Source organism: Janthinobacterium violaceinigrum, from assembly GCF_009208555.1.
Lineage (GTDB): Bacteria > Pseudomonadota > Gammaproteobacteria > Burkholderiales > Burkholderiaceae_D > Janthinobacterium > Janthinobacterium violaceinigrum.
The window spans coordinates 128,488-142,724 of record NZ_WFLI01000012.1 but is presented as its reverse complement, the minus strand read 5'-3'; the positions used below and the strand labels follow the sequence as shown (position 1 = coordinate 142,724).

At 66.0% G+C, this 14,237-nt stretch carries 9 protein-coding genes; 7 read left to right on the top strand and 2 right to left on the bottom strand.

Annotated elements, in window-relative coordinates; translation table 11 throughout:
- Positions 1–62: 62 nt before the first annotated feature.
- Together GCN75_RS12975 and hutC are read right to left on the bottom strand one after the other, a co-directional pair.
- Positions 63–3,386: a PAS domain-containing hybrid sensor histidine kinase/response regulator gene (locus tag GCN75_RS12975; protein WP_152282889.1), complete on the bottom strand. Its 3,324-nt coding sequence runs from the start codon at positions 3,384–3,386 to the stop codon at positions 63–65.
- Positions 3,387–3,836: 450 nt separating this feature from the next.
- On the bottom strand, positions 3,837–4,556 hold the full coding sequence (gene hutC, locus GCN75_RS12970; protein ID WP_152282888.1) for a histidine utilization repressor: 720 nt from the start codon (positions 4,554–4,556) through the stop codon (positions 3,837–3,839).
- Between the two features lie 181 nt (positions 4,557–4,737).
- Here hutC and ada point away from each other — a divergent pair, with 181 nt between their 5' ends.
- The 7 genes from ada to hutH all read left to right on the top strand — a co-directional run bounded on the left by ada (position 4,738) and on the right by hutH (position 14,228).
- Positions 4,738–5,793 carry a bifunctional DNA-binding transcriptional regulator/O6-methylguanine-DNA methyltransferase Ada gene (gene ada / locus GCN75_RS12965; protein WP_152282887.1) on the top strand — a complete coding sequence of 352 codons (1,056 nt, stop codon included), beginning with the start codon at positions 4,738–4,740 and terminating at the stop codon, positions 5,791–5,793.
- Positions 5,790–6,479, top strand: a complete 690-nt coding sequence (locus GCN75_RS12960) for a 2OG-Fe(II) oxygenase (RefSeq protein WP_152282886.1) — start codon at positions 5,790–5,792, stop codon at positions 6,477–6,479. Before ada ends, GCN75_RS12960 begins: the two co-directional genes overlap by 4 nt.
- 73 nt (positions 6,480–6,552) lie before the next feature.
- On the top strand, positions 6,553–8,229 hold the full coding sequence (locus GCN75_RS12955; RefSeq protein WP_152282885.1) for a mechanosensitive ion channel family protein: 1,677 nt from the start codon (positions 6,553–6,555) through the stop codon (positions 8,227–8,229).
- Between the two features lie 243 nt (positions 8,230–8,472).
- On the top strand, positions 8,473–9,087 hold the full coding sequence (locus GCN75_RS12950) for a GNAT family N-acetyltransferase (protein WP_152282884.1): 615 nt from the start codon (positions 8,473–8,475) through the stop codon (positions 9,085–9,087).
- 66 nt (positions 9,088–9,153) lie between these two features.
- The gene (locus GCN75_RS12945) at positions 9,154–10,827 is read left to right on the top strand and encodes an amidohydrolase (RefSeq protein WP_152282883.1); all 1,674 of its coding nucleotides are present in this window, start codon (positions 9,154–9,156) and stop codon (positions 10,825–10,827) included.
- A 118-nt stretch (positions 10,828–10,945) separates the two neighbouring features.
- On the top strand, positions 10,946–12,649 hold the full coding sequence (gene hutU, locus GCN75_RS12940) for a urocanate hydratase (RefSeq protein WP_152255008.1): 1,704 nt from the start codon (positions 10,946–10,948) through the stop codon (positions 12,647–12,649).
- 19 nt (positions 12,650–12,668) lie between these two features.
- Positions 12,669–14,228 (top strand): histidine ammonia-lyase, encoded by a 1,560-nt coding sequence (gene hutH, locus GCN75_RS12935; protein ID WP_152282882.1) that lies wholly within the window; start codon positions 12,669–12,671, stop codon positions 14,226–14,228.
- Positions 14,229–14,237: the final 9 nt, after the last annotated feature.

Here is a 14,237-nt window from a genome sequence, read left to right as displayed (position 1 = left end):
TTCTATGGATATGCTGCATCGCTGTCGATGCCGATACCTTGCCGCAACCCAATTGGCGGTAGCTAATCGTCATTGGCAAAGCTGGTGTTGTTCATGATTTGTTCGGTAATCTGTTCCAGCAGGGGCCACAGGCGCGCCACGATGTGCCGCGCCCGCTCGGCCTCGTCGGCCGGTTCGCCCGGCGCCAGGGTTTCCAGGTTGTGGCACAGCTCGGCCAGCCCCAGCGCGCCCACCGTGCGCGCCGACGACTTGATGCGGTGACCCAGTTCGCGCACCTGGTGCACGTCGCCGCGCGCCAGGGCCGCATCGATGTCGCCGAAGCCATCCTGCGTGGTCTGCAGGAACTTGAAGGCGAATTTGCGCACCTTTTCCGGGTTGTAGCCGAGCAGCTTGGCCAGGATGGACAGGTCGATCACCTGCGGGTCGCCGGCCAGGGTGGTCTTGAAGGCGGGCGCGGCGCGGCTGCGGGCGGGCGGCGGCGGCGTCTCGCGCGCCGGCAGCCAGCTGGCGATGGTCTGGTACATCATGGCCGGCTGGATGGGCTTGGAAATGAAATCGTCCATGCCCGCGTCCAGGCAGCGCACGCGGTCTTCGCTGGTGGCCGTGGCCGTCATGGCCAGCACGCGCAGGTGCGCCAGCTGCGGGTCGGCGCGGATATGGCGCGTCGCCTGCAAGCCATCCATCAGCGGCATCTGCACGTCCATCAGCACGCAGTCGAACTGCGTCTGGCGCAGCAGGTCGAGCGCTTCCTCGCCATTGTTGGCCAGGCAGACGGAGGCGCCCGCTTCTTCCAGCAATTCCAGCGCCACCTGCTGGTTGAACGTGTTGTCTTCCACCAGCAGGATGCGCGCATGCTTGAGCGTGCGCATGACCAGGGCCGCGTCGGCGCTGGCGCGCATGGCCGCAGCCGTCTGCACCATGCTGTCGAGCATGGCTGGCGCCGCCTGGTCGGAAATGCCCAGGTTGGCCGTGAACCAGAAGGTGCTGCCGGCGCCGGGACGGCTGTCGACGCCCACGTCGCCGCCCATCAGCTGCGCCAGCTGCTTGCAGATGGCCAGGCCCAGGCCCGTGCCGCCATACTCGCGCGTGGTGGAGGTGTCGGCTTGCTGGAAGGATTGGAACAGCTTGCTCATCTCGTCCTGCGACAGGCCGATGCCGTGGTCGCACACTTCAAAGCGCACCAGGCAGTGTTTCGCATCGGCCACCACCCTGCGCACTTTCACGGTAATGCTGCCCTGTTCGCTGAACTTGATGGCGTTATTGGCGTAGTTGATCAGTACCTGCCCCAGCCGCAGCGGGTCGCCCACCAGCACGGCCGGCAGTTGCGGGTCGATTTCGAACAGCAGTTCCAGGTTCTTGCCGGCGGCGCGCGGCGCCACCACCGTCATCAGGGTTTGCACCACATGGTCGAAACTGAAGTTGACGCGCTCGATCTCCAGCTTGCCCGCCTCGATTTTCGAGATGTCGAGGATGTCGTCGATGATGCCCAGCAGATGTTCGCCGGCAAAGCGGATCTTTTCCAGGTAATCGCGCTGGCGCGGTTCCAGTTCCGTCTTGAGGGCCAGGTAGGCCATGCCGATCACGCCATTCATCGGCGTGCGGATTTCATGGCTCATGTTGGCCAGGAATTGCCCCTTTGCCAGGCTGGCTTCTTCGGCCACCTGCTTGGCCTGGTCGAGCTGTTCCGTACGCTGCGCCACCCGTTCTTCCAAGTGTTCGTTGAGCTCGCGCAAGGCGCTCTCGCTGCGCTTGTGATACGTGATGTCCGTCAGGCTGGCCACCACCATGCCCACCTTGCCGTATTCATCGCGGATGGCTTCCGTATTGACGGACAGCCACGACAGGCTGCCGTCGGGCTGCTTCACGCCCATCAGCACGTCGCGCATGGCTTCGCCCGTCGACAGGGTGATGTGCACGGGATGGCTGCGCTGGTCGAAGGCGGAGCCGTCTTCGCGGATGGCTTGCCACAGGCTGTTGCCGGCCGGACTGGCCGCCAGCATGCGCTCGGCGGCGGCATTGCTTTCCAATATGTGGCCGTGGCTGTCCTGTACCACCAGGCCATTCGTCACGGCGCCGAAGACGGAGGCCATGCGCTGGCTGGAATTGGACAGCGCGATCGACGCCTGGCGCCGCTCGGTGATATCGGTGATCATCGCCAGGGTGCCGCCCGGCTCGCCGTTGTCCGACTGGATGCTGGTGCTCGACAGCAAGCCCCACAGGCTGGACAAGTCCTTGCGGAAGAAGCGGAAGTCGACCTGGTCCGGCTGGCTGGCGAAGCTGCCGTGGCTGGCCAGGCGGCGCTGCATCAGCAGCTGGCTGTCGCGGTCCATGAAGTCGAGCAGGGGACGTCCCAGCATTTCCTGCACCGTGTACCCGAGCATGTGCGCCATCTTCGGGTTGACGAAGGTGGTCTTGCCGTCCGCATCCGTCATCCAGATGCCTTCGGCCGCCGTCTGCACGATCAGGCGGTAGCGTTCCGAACTGGCGTGCAGCGCTTCTTCTGCGCGTTGCCGCTGCGTCATGTCGCGCAGCGAGACGATGGAAAACACCTGGCCTGCCATGCGCAGCGGCGACAGGCTGACCTTGGCAGGGAAATGCGTGCCGTCGCGGCGGCGCGCCATCATCACCCGGCCCGGCAGGCTGTGCCGCGCTTGCGGGTCGCCCACGGATTGGCTGGCCGTGCTTTCCGGTACCAATTGTTCCAGCGACATGCCCGTCAGTTCGGCCAGCGGATAGCCGAAGCAGCGCGCGCCGATCTGGTTGGCGTAATGCACCTTGCCCTCGACATCGGCGATCAGCATGGCTTCGGGCGCCGCTTCCAGCATCGAGCGCATGCGCGCTTGCTCGTCCTGCTTGCGTTCGCTGATATCGCAGACGATGCCGCTGGCCTGCGTGGCGGCGCCATTCGAGGCGCGCGCCAGCACGGCGCCGCGCGCCAGCAGCCAGCGCCAGTGGCCGTCGCTGTGGCGCAAGCGGAATTCGCAATTGAAGGTGCCGGACGCCTGGCCGTCCAGATGCTGGCGAAATGCCAGACTCAGGCGCGCGCGGTCGTCCCGGTGCACTTCGGCCAGCCAGTCGCTCAATGTCTGGTCGAGCTTGGCGCTCTTGTCGCCCAGCACGTCCTGGTACTGGGGCGCGAACTGCAGCCGGTCGGACTGGCGCCGCCAGGTCCAGCCAGCCAGCGAGGCGCCCCGCAAGGCTTGCCACGCATCCTGTTCGGCCAGCGCATGCGCGGGCAGCAGCAGGCGGTGCAGCTGTTGCCGCAGGCGCCAGGCTTGCCAGCAAGCCAGTCCCGCCAGGGCGGTGGCGCTGGCGGCAGCATACGGCCACAGCAGTGCCGGCGCCATGCCGTGGACCGCCGCCTGCGCCGGCAGCGACAGCGCCATGCCGGCCGCCAGCATCGTACGAGCGAGCCGGCGCAGCGCAGGGCGCCGTGGGCGTGGTGCGCTGAAACTCGTGTGGCTGCAATACGACAAATGCATCCCTTTCTGGGGCGTGATTGGACTGTGCTGGCAGTGCATGAGACGCGCTCATATAAACGCCTGCGGCGCTTTCTGGCGGCAACTATAGCATCGAATATTTACTCGGAGTAGTTAAGTTCAGAAACGGCCATAACGGCGTTTTTTTTGCCCCGTCATGGCTGTTTTTTTCGCGATTTGGTGAGAATCTGTGACAAAGTTTGCGCGAAATCGTGCTACTGAACCACCAGATGGGAAGATGCCTGATAAAACCGTAGCGAGCGGCAGCGTTTTGTGGCTGAGAAGCGCAACCGTGCTGTAGCACGGTGAGCATCACAGGCCGCAAAGCGCGACGCGCAGCAGGTTTTTCAGGTGTTCTCAGCTAAAGCTGCCGGCGAACTGGTAGCGGTGTCCGGGATGCCACATGGTGGCAATCGAGGCGATCTTGCCGCCCGAGCGCGTCTGGCGGCGCAGCACCAGGCAAGCCTGCTTCGTGTCGATGGCCAGCATTTCGGCGATGTCGCGCGGCGCGGACAGCGCTTCGATGCTGTAGGTGGCGCCCTGCAGGGGGGCGGCGGCCATCAGGTATTCGTTTGGCGTGATGCTGGAAAAATCCTGCGTCATGTAGTCGGGCGCGCACTCGGGATTGACCCAGCGGTCTTCCACCTGGATCGGCACGCCGTTTTCGAAATGCACGATCAGCGAATGGAACAGCGGGTGTTCCGGCGGCAAGCCGAATTGCTTGGCCAGCAAATCCGACGCCTTGGTGCGTTCGAGCAATTGCAAGCTGCTGCGGTGGATATGTCCGCGCGCGCGCACTTCATCGGCGATACTCTTGATTTCCAACAAGGTCGCCTGGTATTTTTGCTGTGCCACATAGGTGCCGGAACCCTGGCGCCGCGTCAGCACCTGTTCGCTCGTCAGTTCGCGCACGGCGCGGTTGACGGTCATGCGCGAGACGCCGAATTGTTTCACCAGTGCTTGCTCGGAAGGAATCACGTCGCCTTCCTTCCAGCGGCCGGCAGCGATGCCGGCCAGCAGAAAATCCTTGATGCGCTGGAAAATGGGCGTATTTTCTTGTGTATTGTGATCGTCCAATGCGGTTTCTCCGGGGCGCGGGCAGGACGCGCCGCCGGCTGGAGGCGCGATGGCCGATTTTAGCACCGAGCACGATGCCCGCCGCCAGCCTTTTTTCGAATTCAAAAGCAAGCGCCGGAGTGTGGCGCGCGCGGCGACTGGCTATGCTGGTGACTTACTATTGACTTGCATGGAGTTGGCCATGAAACACTCTTACTCGACCGATGATGAACGCTGGGATGCCCTGCAGCGGCGCGCGCCCGATGCCGACGGCGTCTTTTACTACTCGGTGCGCACGACGGGCGTGTATTGCCGCCCTTCCTGCGCCGCGCGCCCCGCCTTGCGCCGCAACGTGGCTTTCCACGCCAGCTGCGAGCAGGCGGAGGCGGCCGGCTTTCGTCCCTGCCTGCGCTGCAAGCCCAACCTGCCGCCGCTGGCCCAGCGCCAGGCGGCCCTCGTGGCCGATATCTGCCGCCTGATCGACGCCAGCGACGAGCTGCCTGACCTGGACAGCCTGGCGCAGGCAGCCGGCCTGAGCCGTTTTCATTTTCACCGCGTCTTCAAGGCGCACACGGGCATCACGCCGAAAGCCTATGCGGCGGCGCGGCGCGGCGAGCGCCTCAAGGCCGGCTTGCAGGGCGCGGCGAATGTCACGGAAACCTTATATGCGGCCGGTTTCAATTCCAGCGGCCGCCTGTATGCGGCCACGCCCGGCTTGCTGGGCATGACGCCGGGCGCGTTTCGCGATGGCGGCAGCGGCGCCGTGATCCGTTTCGCCATCGGCGCCTGCTCGCTGGGCGCCATCCTCGTGGCCAGCACGGACAAGGGCATCTGCGCGATTCTGATCGACGACGACCCGGACGTGCTGCTGCGCGACTTGCAGGACCGCTTTCCCCGCGCCGAGCTGCGCGGCGCCGAGCCCGAGTACGAACGGACGGTGGCGCAGGTGGTGGGCCTGGTCGAGGCGCCGGGCCTGGGCCTGGACTTGCCGCTCGACGTGCGCGGCACCGTGTTCCAGCAGCGCGTGTGGCAAGCCTTGCGCGAGATTCCTGCCGGCAGCACGGTCAGCTATGCCGAGCTGGCCAGGCGCATCGGCGCCCCGAAAGGCGCGCGGGCCGTGGCGGGCGCCTGCGCGGCCAATGCGCTGGCCGTCGCCATCCCCTGCCACCGCGTGGTGCGCAACGATGGCGCGCTGTCCGGCTACCGCTGGGGCGTGGAGCGCAAGCAGGCGCTGCTCGAGCGCGAGGGCGAGCGGTGAGGGCGCTGGACTGGCGCGGGATCGAAGATGATCTGAATCAATACGGTTGCGCCGTCGTGCCGGGCTTGCTGGACGCGGACGCCTGCGCCGCGCTGGCGGCCCGGTATGACGATGCTGCGCATTTCCGCAGCAGGGTGGTGATGCAGCGCCATGGTTTTGGCCAGGGCGAATACCAGTATTTCGCCTATCCATTGCCTGACCTCGTGGCCGCCTTGCGCGAACAGCTGTACGGCCCGCTGGCGGCCATCGCCAACCGCTGGCAGGCGGCCATGGGACTGGATGGGCGCTTTCCCCTGGCGCACGGGGACTTTCTTGCGCGCTGCCATGCGGCAGGGCAAACCCGGCCCACGCCCTTGCTGCTGCGCTACCGCGAGGGCGATTACAACTGCCTGCACCAGGACTTGTATGGCGAGCACGTGTTTCCGCTGCAACTGGCCGTGCTGCTGTCGCGCCCGCAGGAAGACTTCACGGGCGGCGAGTTCGTGCTGACGGAGCAGCGCCCGCGCATGCAGTCGCGCGTGGAAGTCGTGCCGCTGGCGCAGGGCGACGCCGTGCTCTTTCCCGTGGCGCAGCGTCCCGTCAATGGCACGCGCGGCAGTTACCGCGTGAACATGCGCCACGGCGTGTCGCGCCTGCGCACAGGCTTGCGCCACACGCTGGGCATCATTTTCCATGATGCGAGCTGAACGGTAGCTGCGGCGCTTGAGTTTCCAGGATTACATGGCATGATGGCCCTTCCTGTTACTTTTCATTTCTGCCATGTCCGCGCTGCTCCGCCTGTTGTACCTGTTGACCATTTTCCTGCTGCCCGCAGCCCATGCGGACGAGGGCGTGTCCGCGCTCGTCTCGGAGGCCGCGTCCGCCATGGCGCCGTCACAGGCCGCTGCCGTCCGGACGGCGCCGCTGATGTTTGCCAACCGCAAGATATTTGTCTTCCGCGCCGCGCTGGCCGGCTATCCGCCCGATGAGCGGGCCATCGGCGCACAGCGCCGCCTGGAAGGCGTGCTGGCCAAGAACGGCCCCTTGCGGACGAGTACGCGTCCGATTCCCGAAGGCACGCAAGTGCTGCTCGACGGCGTGCAGCTGTTCGTCGTCGTGCCCGGCGACGTCAACTTGCTGGCCGGCGACACGACGGAAAGCGTGGCGAAAACGGCGGCCGAGGAATTGAGCAAGGCCGTGCTCGATTACCGCGAACAGGGCAGCTGGCGCTACCTGGCCATCGCGGCCGCCGTGTGCGCGGCCGCCACCCTCGTGTTCTGGCTCGTGTGGATGGGGCTGACGCGCCTGTACCACTGGGCCAAGCGCCGCAGCGGCATCCTGCTGGCCTCGCGCCTGCGCGACGTGCGCCTGAAGAACGTGCGCGTGCTCGATGCCGAGCATTACATCGCCTTTGCGTATCAGCTGCTCAGCGCCGTGCTGTGGGGTTTGCGCCTGATGGCCACGTATCTGTGGGCCGCCTTCGTGCTGGGCCGTTTGCCCTACACGCGCTCGTGGGGCGAAAGCCTGAGCGGCTACTTGTTCGACGTGGCGGCCGACGTCTTCCATGCCATCATCGGCGCCTTGCCGGGACTGGTGCTGGTGTGCGTGATCTTCGCCATTGCGCGCCTGATCGCGGCCACGGCCGCCTCGCTGTTCAAGCGCGTGGAAAGCGGGGAACTGCAGATCGGCTGGCTCGACAAGGACACGGCCCTGCCCACGCGCCGCATCGCCAGCGTGGTGATCTGGCTGTTCGCGCTGGCCATGGCGTATCCGTATCTGCCAGGCTCGCATACGGCCGCCTTCCAGGGCCTGTCCGTGCTGGTGGGCCTGATGGTGTCGATCGGCGCGTCGAGCATCGTGGGCCAGGGCGCCAGCGGCCTGATCCTCATGTACACGCGCGCCCTGCGCAAGGGAGAATATGTGCGCGTGGGCGACAGCGAAGGCACGGTGGTCGACGTGGGCATGTTCGAGACGCGGCTGCGCACGGGCCTGGGTGAAGAAGTGGCTTTGCCGAACGCGTGGGTGATGTCGCAGACGACGAAAAACTATTCGCGCGCGCAACCCGGCGGCGGCTTCGTGCTCGATTCCACCGTCACCATCGGCTACGCCACGCCGTGGCGGCAAGTGCACGCCATGCTGGAACTGGCCGCGTCGCGCACGACGGAACTGTCCACCACGCCGAAACCGTACGTGATGCAGCTGGCCCTGCAAGATTATTATGTGCAATACCGCCTGGTGGCCTACGCCAGCGCCGAAGTCCCCCGCCAGCGCGCCGAAGTGCTGAACCGCTTGCACCAGAACATCATCGACGTCTTCAACGAATTCGACGTGCAAATCACCTCGCCGCACTACATCGACGACCCGAAAGAGTCGCACGTGGTGCCGCCGGAAGAATGGTTCAGGGCGCCGGCGAAGCGGGGGGAGGACTCGAGTCAAGTGGCGCCTCCCAAGCCTTGAGTGCTGTGACCGGTTTCTTGAGGATGCATACCCTGTCGTGACTTTTCTTCGGGGGCACAGGCATTTCGTTTGTCAGTTGAACGCCGTGAAATCCCCCGGAAGGTGCTGTGAGCAGGCAAAAATCTGCCGAGTAGCGCGATGTGGGATCGGATAGGCCCGCGCCGCGATGCGGGTATTGACCGGGCGCAAGGCCTGCGCGCTTGCGTTAAGATGCCGGGCGTTTCCATGAACAGAAAGAGAACCATGTCCAGCCCCTCCCGCACCGCAGCTTCCCGCACCGCCCGCAGCCTGGCCGCCGCCCTGGCCGGCGATCCGTTCTACCGCACCGTCACGGTGGCGTGCGGCGATGACGCGGCGGCGCGGCTGGCCATGCTGGAAACCTATTTCGCGCTGGCGCTGGCCGAGGGCGAGCAGGCGGGACGCGTCGACCTGGCCGATGCGGCGGGCAATGGCGCCGCCATCTGGACGACGGATACGCCGCCAGCCGTGCGCCAGGCCGCCTATGCGCAGCGCGAAGCCGCCTTGCGCGACTTGCTGGGAGAGCGCGGCTTCGCGCATTTCACGGCCATCGTGGAAAACATGGAGCACGCGCTGGCGCCGCATGGTCTGCAGGATGCGTGGTATCTGTCGATCGCCGGCATCGCTCCCGCCGCGCAAGGGCAGGGGCTGGGCGCGTCCGTGCTGGCGCCGGGCCTGGCGGCCGTCGATGCGGCCGGCGCCGCGTGCTTCCTGGAGACCTACAACGAGCGCAGCCTGCCGTTCTATGCCCGCCTGGGCTTCGTGGTGGCAGGGCGGTATGCGGAAGCCGTCACGGGCTGCGACTACTGGCTGATGGTACGACCGCCCCGCGCTGCCTGATTGACCATTTTGCCAATTTCTATACACTCGTCTTTTTGCTAACGACTAAAAGACCTAGAGATGGAAATGCCGACCCTGCGCCGCAACCTGCTCACGCTCGCCTGCCTGGGCGCCTTCGCCCTGCCCCACGCCCGTGCCGATACCGTCATCGACAATGCCAACGGCTACACGCTCAATGCTGCCGGCAAGGTGGTGCGCTTCACGGCGCTGGCGTTTGACGACGCAGGCAAGCTGCTCGCCGTCGGCAGTGCCGCGCAGGTGAAACGCAAGGCGGCCAAGGGCGCCCTGCACGTCGACGTGCAGGGAAAAACCGTGCTGCCTGGCCTGATCGACGCGCATGGCCACGTGTTCGGCCTGGGCACGATCGCCAGCGGCGTGATGCTGTACGGTTCTGCGTCGCTGCCGGCCGCCGTGCAGGCCGTGGGCGACTTCGCTCGCGCGCATCCCGAGCGCAGCTGGGTGGTCGGCAATGGCTGGAACCAGGAAATCTGGAAGCTGGGACGCTTTCCCACGGCAGCAGAACTCGATGCGGCGGAAAGCGCGCGGCCCGTGTGGCTGCGCCGGGTCGACGGCCACGCGGGCTGGGCCAACAGCCGTGCGCTGGGGCTGGCCGGCATCACGCGCGCCACACCGGATCCGGCCGGCGGCAAGATAGTCCGCGACGCGGACGGCAATGCCACCGGCGTGCTGGTCGACAGCGCCATGGACTTGATGGATGCCGTGCTGCCCAAGCCGGGCGACGCGGAAAACCGCGCCGCCCTCGATGGCGCGCTGGCGCAGCTGTCGCAAGTGGGCCTGACCAGCGTGCACGATGCGGGCATCGGCCAGATGCAGGACAGCCTGTTCCGCGATTACGCGGACCACGGCAAGCTGACGGTGCGCGTGTACGGCATGATTTTTGACACGACGGAAGACTTCGACGCGCTGTCGAAAAATGGTCCATTGAACAGCTACGCGCGCGACATGTATGCCTTGCGCGCCGTCAAACTGCTGTCCGACGGCGCCCTGGGCAGCCGCGGCGCGGCCCTGTTGGCGCCGTACAGCGACGATCCGAGCACACGCGGCCTGCTGTTCTACCCGGACGCCGCCATGCGCGCGAAGATGGAAAAGGCCATGCGCGCCGGCTACCAGGTCAACGTGCACGCCATCGGCGATGCGGGCAACCATCAGATCCTCGACGGCTATGCAGCCTTGACCGCGCAATACCGCAGCGTGGGCCTGCGCCACCGCATGGAGCACGCGCAGGTGGTGCAGTTATCCGATATCCCCCGCTTCAAGACTTTGGGCATCGTGCCCTCGATGCAGCCCACGCACGCTACCTCCGACCAGAATATGGCGGAGCAGCGCGTGGGCCACGAGCGCATCAAGGGCGCGTATGCGTGGCGCACCTTCCTCAAGCAGGGTTCGCGCATCGCCTGCGGTTCGGATTTTCCCATCGAATCGCCGAACCCGTTCGAGGGCATCCACGCGGCCGTCACGCGGCAGAACAGCGAAGGCTTCCCGGCCGGCGGCTGGTATCCGCAGCAGGCCATGACGGTGACGGAAGCGCTGCGCTGCTTCACCCTGGACGCGGCTTGGGCGGCGCACCAGGAAAAGGTCATCGGCACCCTGGAAGCGGGAAAATGGGCCGATTTCATCGTCGTCGACCAGGACCTGTTCAGCGTGGAACCAAAGGCCATCGGCAAGACGCAGGTGCTGCAGACGTGGGTGGCGGGCAAGCGCGTGTTCGAGAAAAAATAGGCAGTTTACGTTTACAAAAACCTGTTGACTTGGTTGTATAGACAACCTATGCTGGATGTACAAGAGCGGGCCAGGTATCAGGCTAGATACGCCCGCTCGCACCCTACGAGGAGACAGCATGAACAGCACAATGGACAACGATCCACGCTTTGATGCCAGCCGTGTCATCCGCGCCCCGCGCGGCACGGCCATGGCTTGCAAGAGTTGGCAGGCCGAGGCGGCCTACCGCATGTTGCAAAACAACCTGGACCCGGAAGTGGCGGAAAATCCGCAGCACCTGGTCGTCTACGGCGGCATCGGCCGCGCCGCCCGCAACTGGGCCTGCTTCGACCAGATCCTCGCCTCCTTGCGCGAACTGGAAGACGACCAGACCTTGCTGATCCAGTCCGGCAAGCCGGTGGGCGTGTTCCGGACCCACGCGGACGCGCCGCGCGTATTGATCGCCAATTCCAACCTGGTGCCGAAATGGGCGAACTGGGAACACTTCAACGAACTCGATCGGCAAGGCCTGTTCATGTACGGCCAGATGACGGCCGGCAGCTGGATCTACATCGGCACGCAGGGCATCGTGCAGGGCACGTATGAAACCTTCGCCGAAGCGGGCCGCCAGCATTTCGGCGGCGACTGGGGCGGACGCTGGATTTTGACGGCGGGCCTGGGCGGCATGGGCGGCGCGCAGCCGCTGGCCGCCACCATGGCGGGCGCCGTCTCGCTCAACATCGAATGCCAGCAAAGCAGCATCGACTTCCGCTTGCGCACGCGCTACCTGGACAAGCAGGCAGCCAGCCTGGATGAAGCCCTGGAACTGGTCAAATACCACACGCAGCGCAAGGAAGCGATCTCCATCGGCTTGCTGGGCAACGCGGCCGAAGTGCTGCCGGAACTGGTGCGCCGCGCGAAGGCGGGCGGGCTGGTGCCGGACCTGGTGACGGACCAGACTTCCGCGCACGACCTGGTCAACGGCTATCTGCCGCGCGGCTGGAGCGTGTCGGACTGGAAGGCGGCGCAGCAGGACCCGCAGCGCCACGCGCGCCTGACGGTGGCGGCCGCCGATTCCTGCGCCGCCCACGTGCAGGCCATGCTCGATTTCCACGCCATGGGCGTGCACACCGTCGATTACGGCAACAACATCCGCCAGGTGGCGTTCGACCAGGGCGTGCAGAACGCCTTCGACTTCCCCGGTTTCGTGCCTGCCTACATCCGCCCGCAGTTCTGCGAAGGACGGGGGCCGTTCCGCTGGGTGGCCTTGTCGGGCGACCCGGAAGACATCTATAAAACGGATGCGAAGATCAAGGAGCTGTTCCCGCACCACAAGCAGGTACACCATTGGCTGGACATGGCGCGGGAGCGCATCGCCTTCCAGGGCCTGCCGGCGCGCATCTGCTGGCTGGGACTGGGCGAGCGCCACATCGCCGGCCTGGCCTTCAACGAGATGGTGCGCACGGGCGAGCTGAAGGCGCCCATCGTCATCGGCCGCGACCACCTGGACACGGGTTCCGTGGCCAGCCCGAACCGCGAGACGGAAAGCATGAAGGACGGCACGGACGCCGTGTCCGACTGGCCTTTGCTCAACGCCATGCTCAATACGGCAGGCGGCGCCACCTGGGTCTCGCTGCACCATGGCGGGGGCGTGGGAATGGGGTATTCTCAGCATGCGGGCATGGTCATCGTGGCCGACGGCAGCGAAGCGGCGGCGAAACGCCTGGCGCGCGTGCTGGTCAACGACAGCGGTTCCGGCGTGATGCGCCATGCCGATGCCGGCTATGAAACGGCGGCCGCCTGCGCCAAGCGCAACGGCCTGATTCTTCCCATGCTTCCTTGAGACCTTGATCCGAATGACTATGACACAGCATGCCAAAAGTTGGACCCTGAAGCCGGGCGCGATGACCCTGGCCGACCTGCGCGCCGTCTGGGCCGCGCCGGCAAAATTGATCCTCGCTGCCGAGGCCTATCCCGTCATCGAGGCGTCGGCCGCCGCCGTGCAGGCCATCGTCGCCAAGGGCGATGCAGCCTACGGCATCAACACGGGCTTCGGCCTGCTCGCGAAGACGCGCATCCCCGATGAGAAGCTCGAGCAATTGCAGCGCAACCTGATCCTGTCGCACTCCGTCGGCACGGGCGAGCTGCTGTCGGACGCCGTCGTGCGCCTGATCATGCTGATGAAGATCGGCAGCCTGGCGCGCGGCTTTTCCGGCGTGCGCCCGCTGATCGTCGACACCCTGATCGCCCTGTACAACGCGGGCATCATGCCTGCCATTCCCGCCAAGGGTTCCGTGGGCGCCTCGGGCGACCTGGCGCCGTTGTCGCACATGACGCTGGCCATGCTGGGCGTGGGCGATGTGCGCGTCAACGGCGAATTGATGGCGGCCCCCGAAGCGCTGGCGCAGGCGGGCATCGCGCCCGTGGTGCTGGCGGCAAAAGAGGGCCTGGCGCTGATCAACGGCACCCAGGTATCGAACGCGCTGGCGCTGCATGGCCTGTTCATGGCCGAGCGCCTGCTGGAAGCGGCCATGGTCACGGGCGCGCTGTCGCTCGATGCGGCCAAGGGCAGCGACTCGCCGTTCGACGCGCGCGTGCATGCCGTGCGGGGACAGCCGGGGCAGATCCTGGCCGCGCAGATGTACCGCCAGCTGGTGGCGCACAGCGCCATCCGCGCTTCGCACCTGGAAGGCGACGAGCGCGTGCAGGACCCGTACAGCCTGCGCTGCCAGCCGCAAGTCATGGGCGCCTGCCTCGATTTGATCGGCAATGTGGGCCGCACCCTGCTGATCGAAGCCAATGCCGTCACGGACAATCCGCTGATCTTCCAGGATGGTCCCAACGGACAGGCGGAAATCGTCTCGGGCGGCAATTTCCACGCCGAGCCGGTGGCCTTTGCCGCCGACACCCTGGCGCTGGCGATTTCTGAAATCGGCGCGCTGGCCGAGCGCCGCATCGCGCTGCTGATCGACGCCACGCTTTCCGGCCTGCCGCCGTTCCTCGTGCGCGATCCGGGCGTCAATTCCGGCTTCATGATTGCCCACGTGACGGCCGCCGCGCTGGCGTCGGAAAACAAGTCGCTCGCGCATCCGGCCAGCGTCGACAGCCTGCCCACGTCTGCCAACCAGGAAGACCATGTGAGCATGGCCACGTTCGCCGGGCGCCGCCTGGACGACATGGCGCATAACACGGCCGTCATCGTCGGCATCGAGCTGCTGGCCGCCGCGCAGGGCATCGATTTCCACCGTCCGCTGAAAACCTCGCCGCACCTGGAGCACGTGCATCACCAGCTGCGCCAGAAGGTGCCGTTCTTCGATGCCGACCGCTTCTTCGCGCCCGATATCGAAGCGGCCAAGCAGATGGTGCTGCATGGCGAGTTGAGCAGCACGTGCAAGAATTTGTTCGCCCCGCTGTACGCCTGAGCGGGCGCA

Coding starts and splice junctions, on each gene's coding strand:
- hutH (WP_152282882.1), top strand. CDS start 12,669: ATGACACAGCATGCCAAAAGTTGGACCCTGAAGCCGGGCGCGATGACC.
- GCN75_RS12945 (WP_152282883.1), top strand. CDS start 9,154: ATGCCGACCCTGCGCCGCAACCTGCTCACGCTCGCCTGCCTGGGCGCC.
- ada (WP_152282887.1), top strand. CDS start 4,738: ATGAAACACTCTTACTCGACCGATGATGAACGCTGGGATGCCCTGCAG.
- GCN75_RS12955 (WP_152282885.1), top strand. CDS start 6,553: ATGTCCGCGCTGCTCCGCCTGTTGTACCTGTTGACCATTTTCCTGCTG.
- GCN75_RS12950 (WP_152282884.1), top strand. CDS start 8,473: ATGTCCAGCCCCTCCCGCACCGCAGCTTCCCGCACCGCCCGCAGCCTG.
- GCN75_RS12975 (WP_152282889.1), bottom strand. CDS start 3,386: ATGGCGCTGTCGCTGCCGGCGCAGGCGGCGGTCCACGGCATGGCGCCG.
- hutU (WP_152255008.1), top strand. CDS start 10,946: ATGAACAGCACAATGGACAACGATCCACGCTTTGATGCCAGCCGTGTC.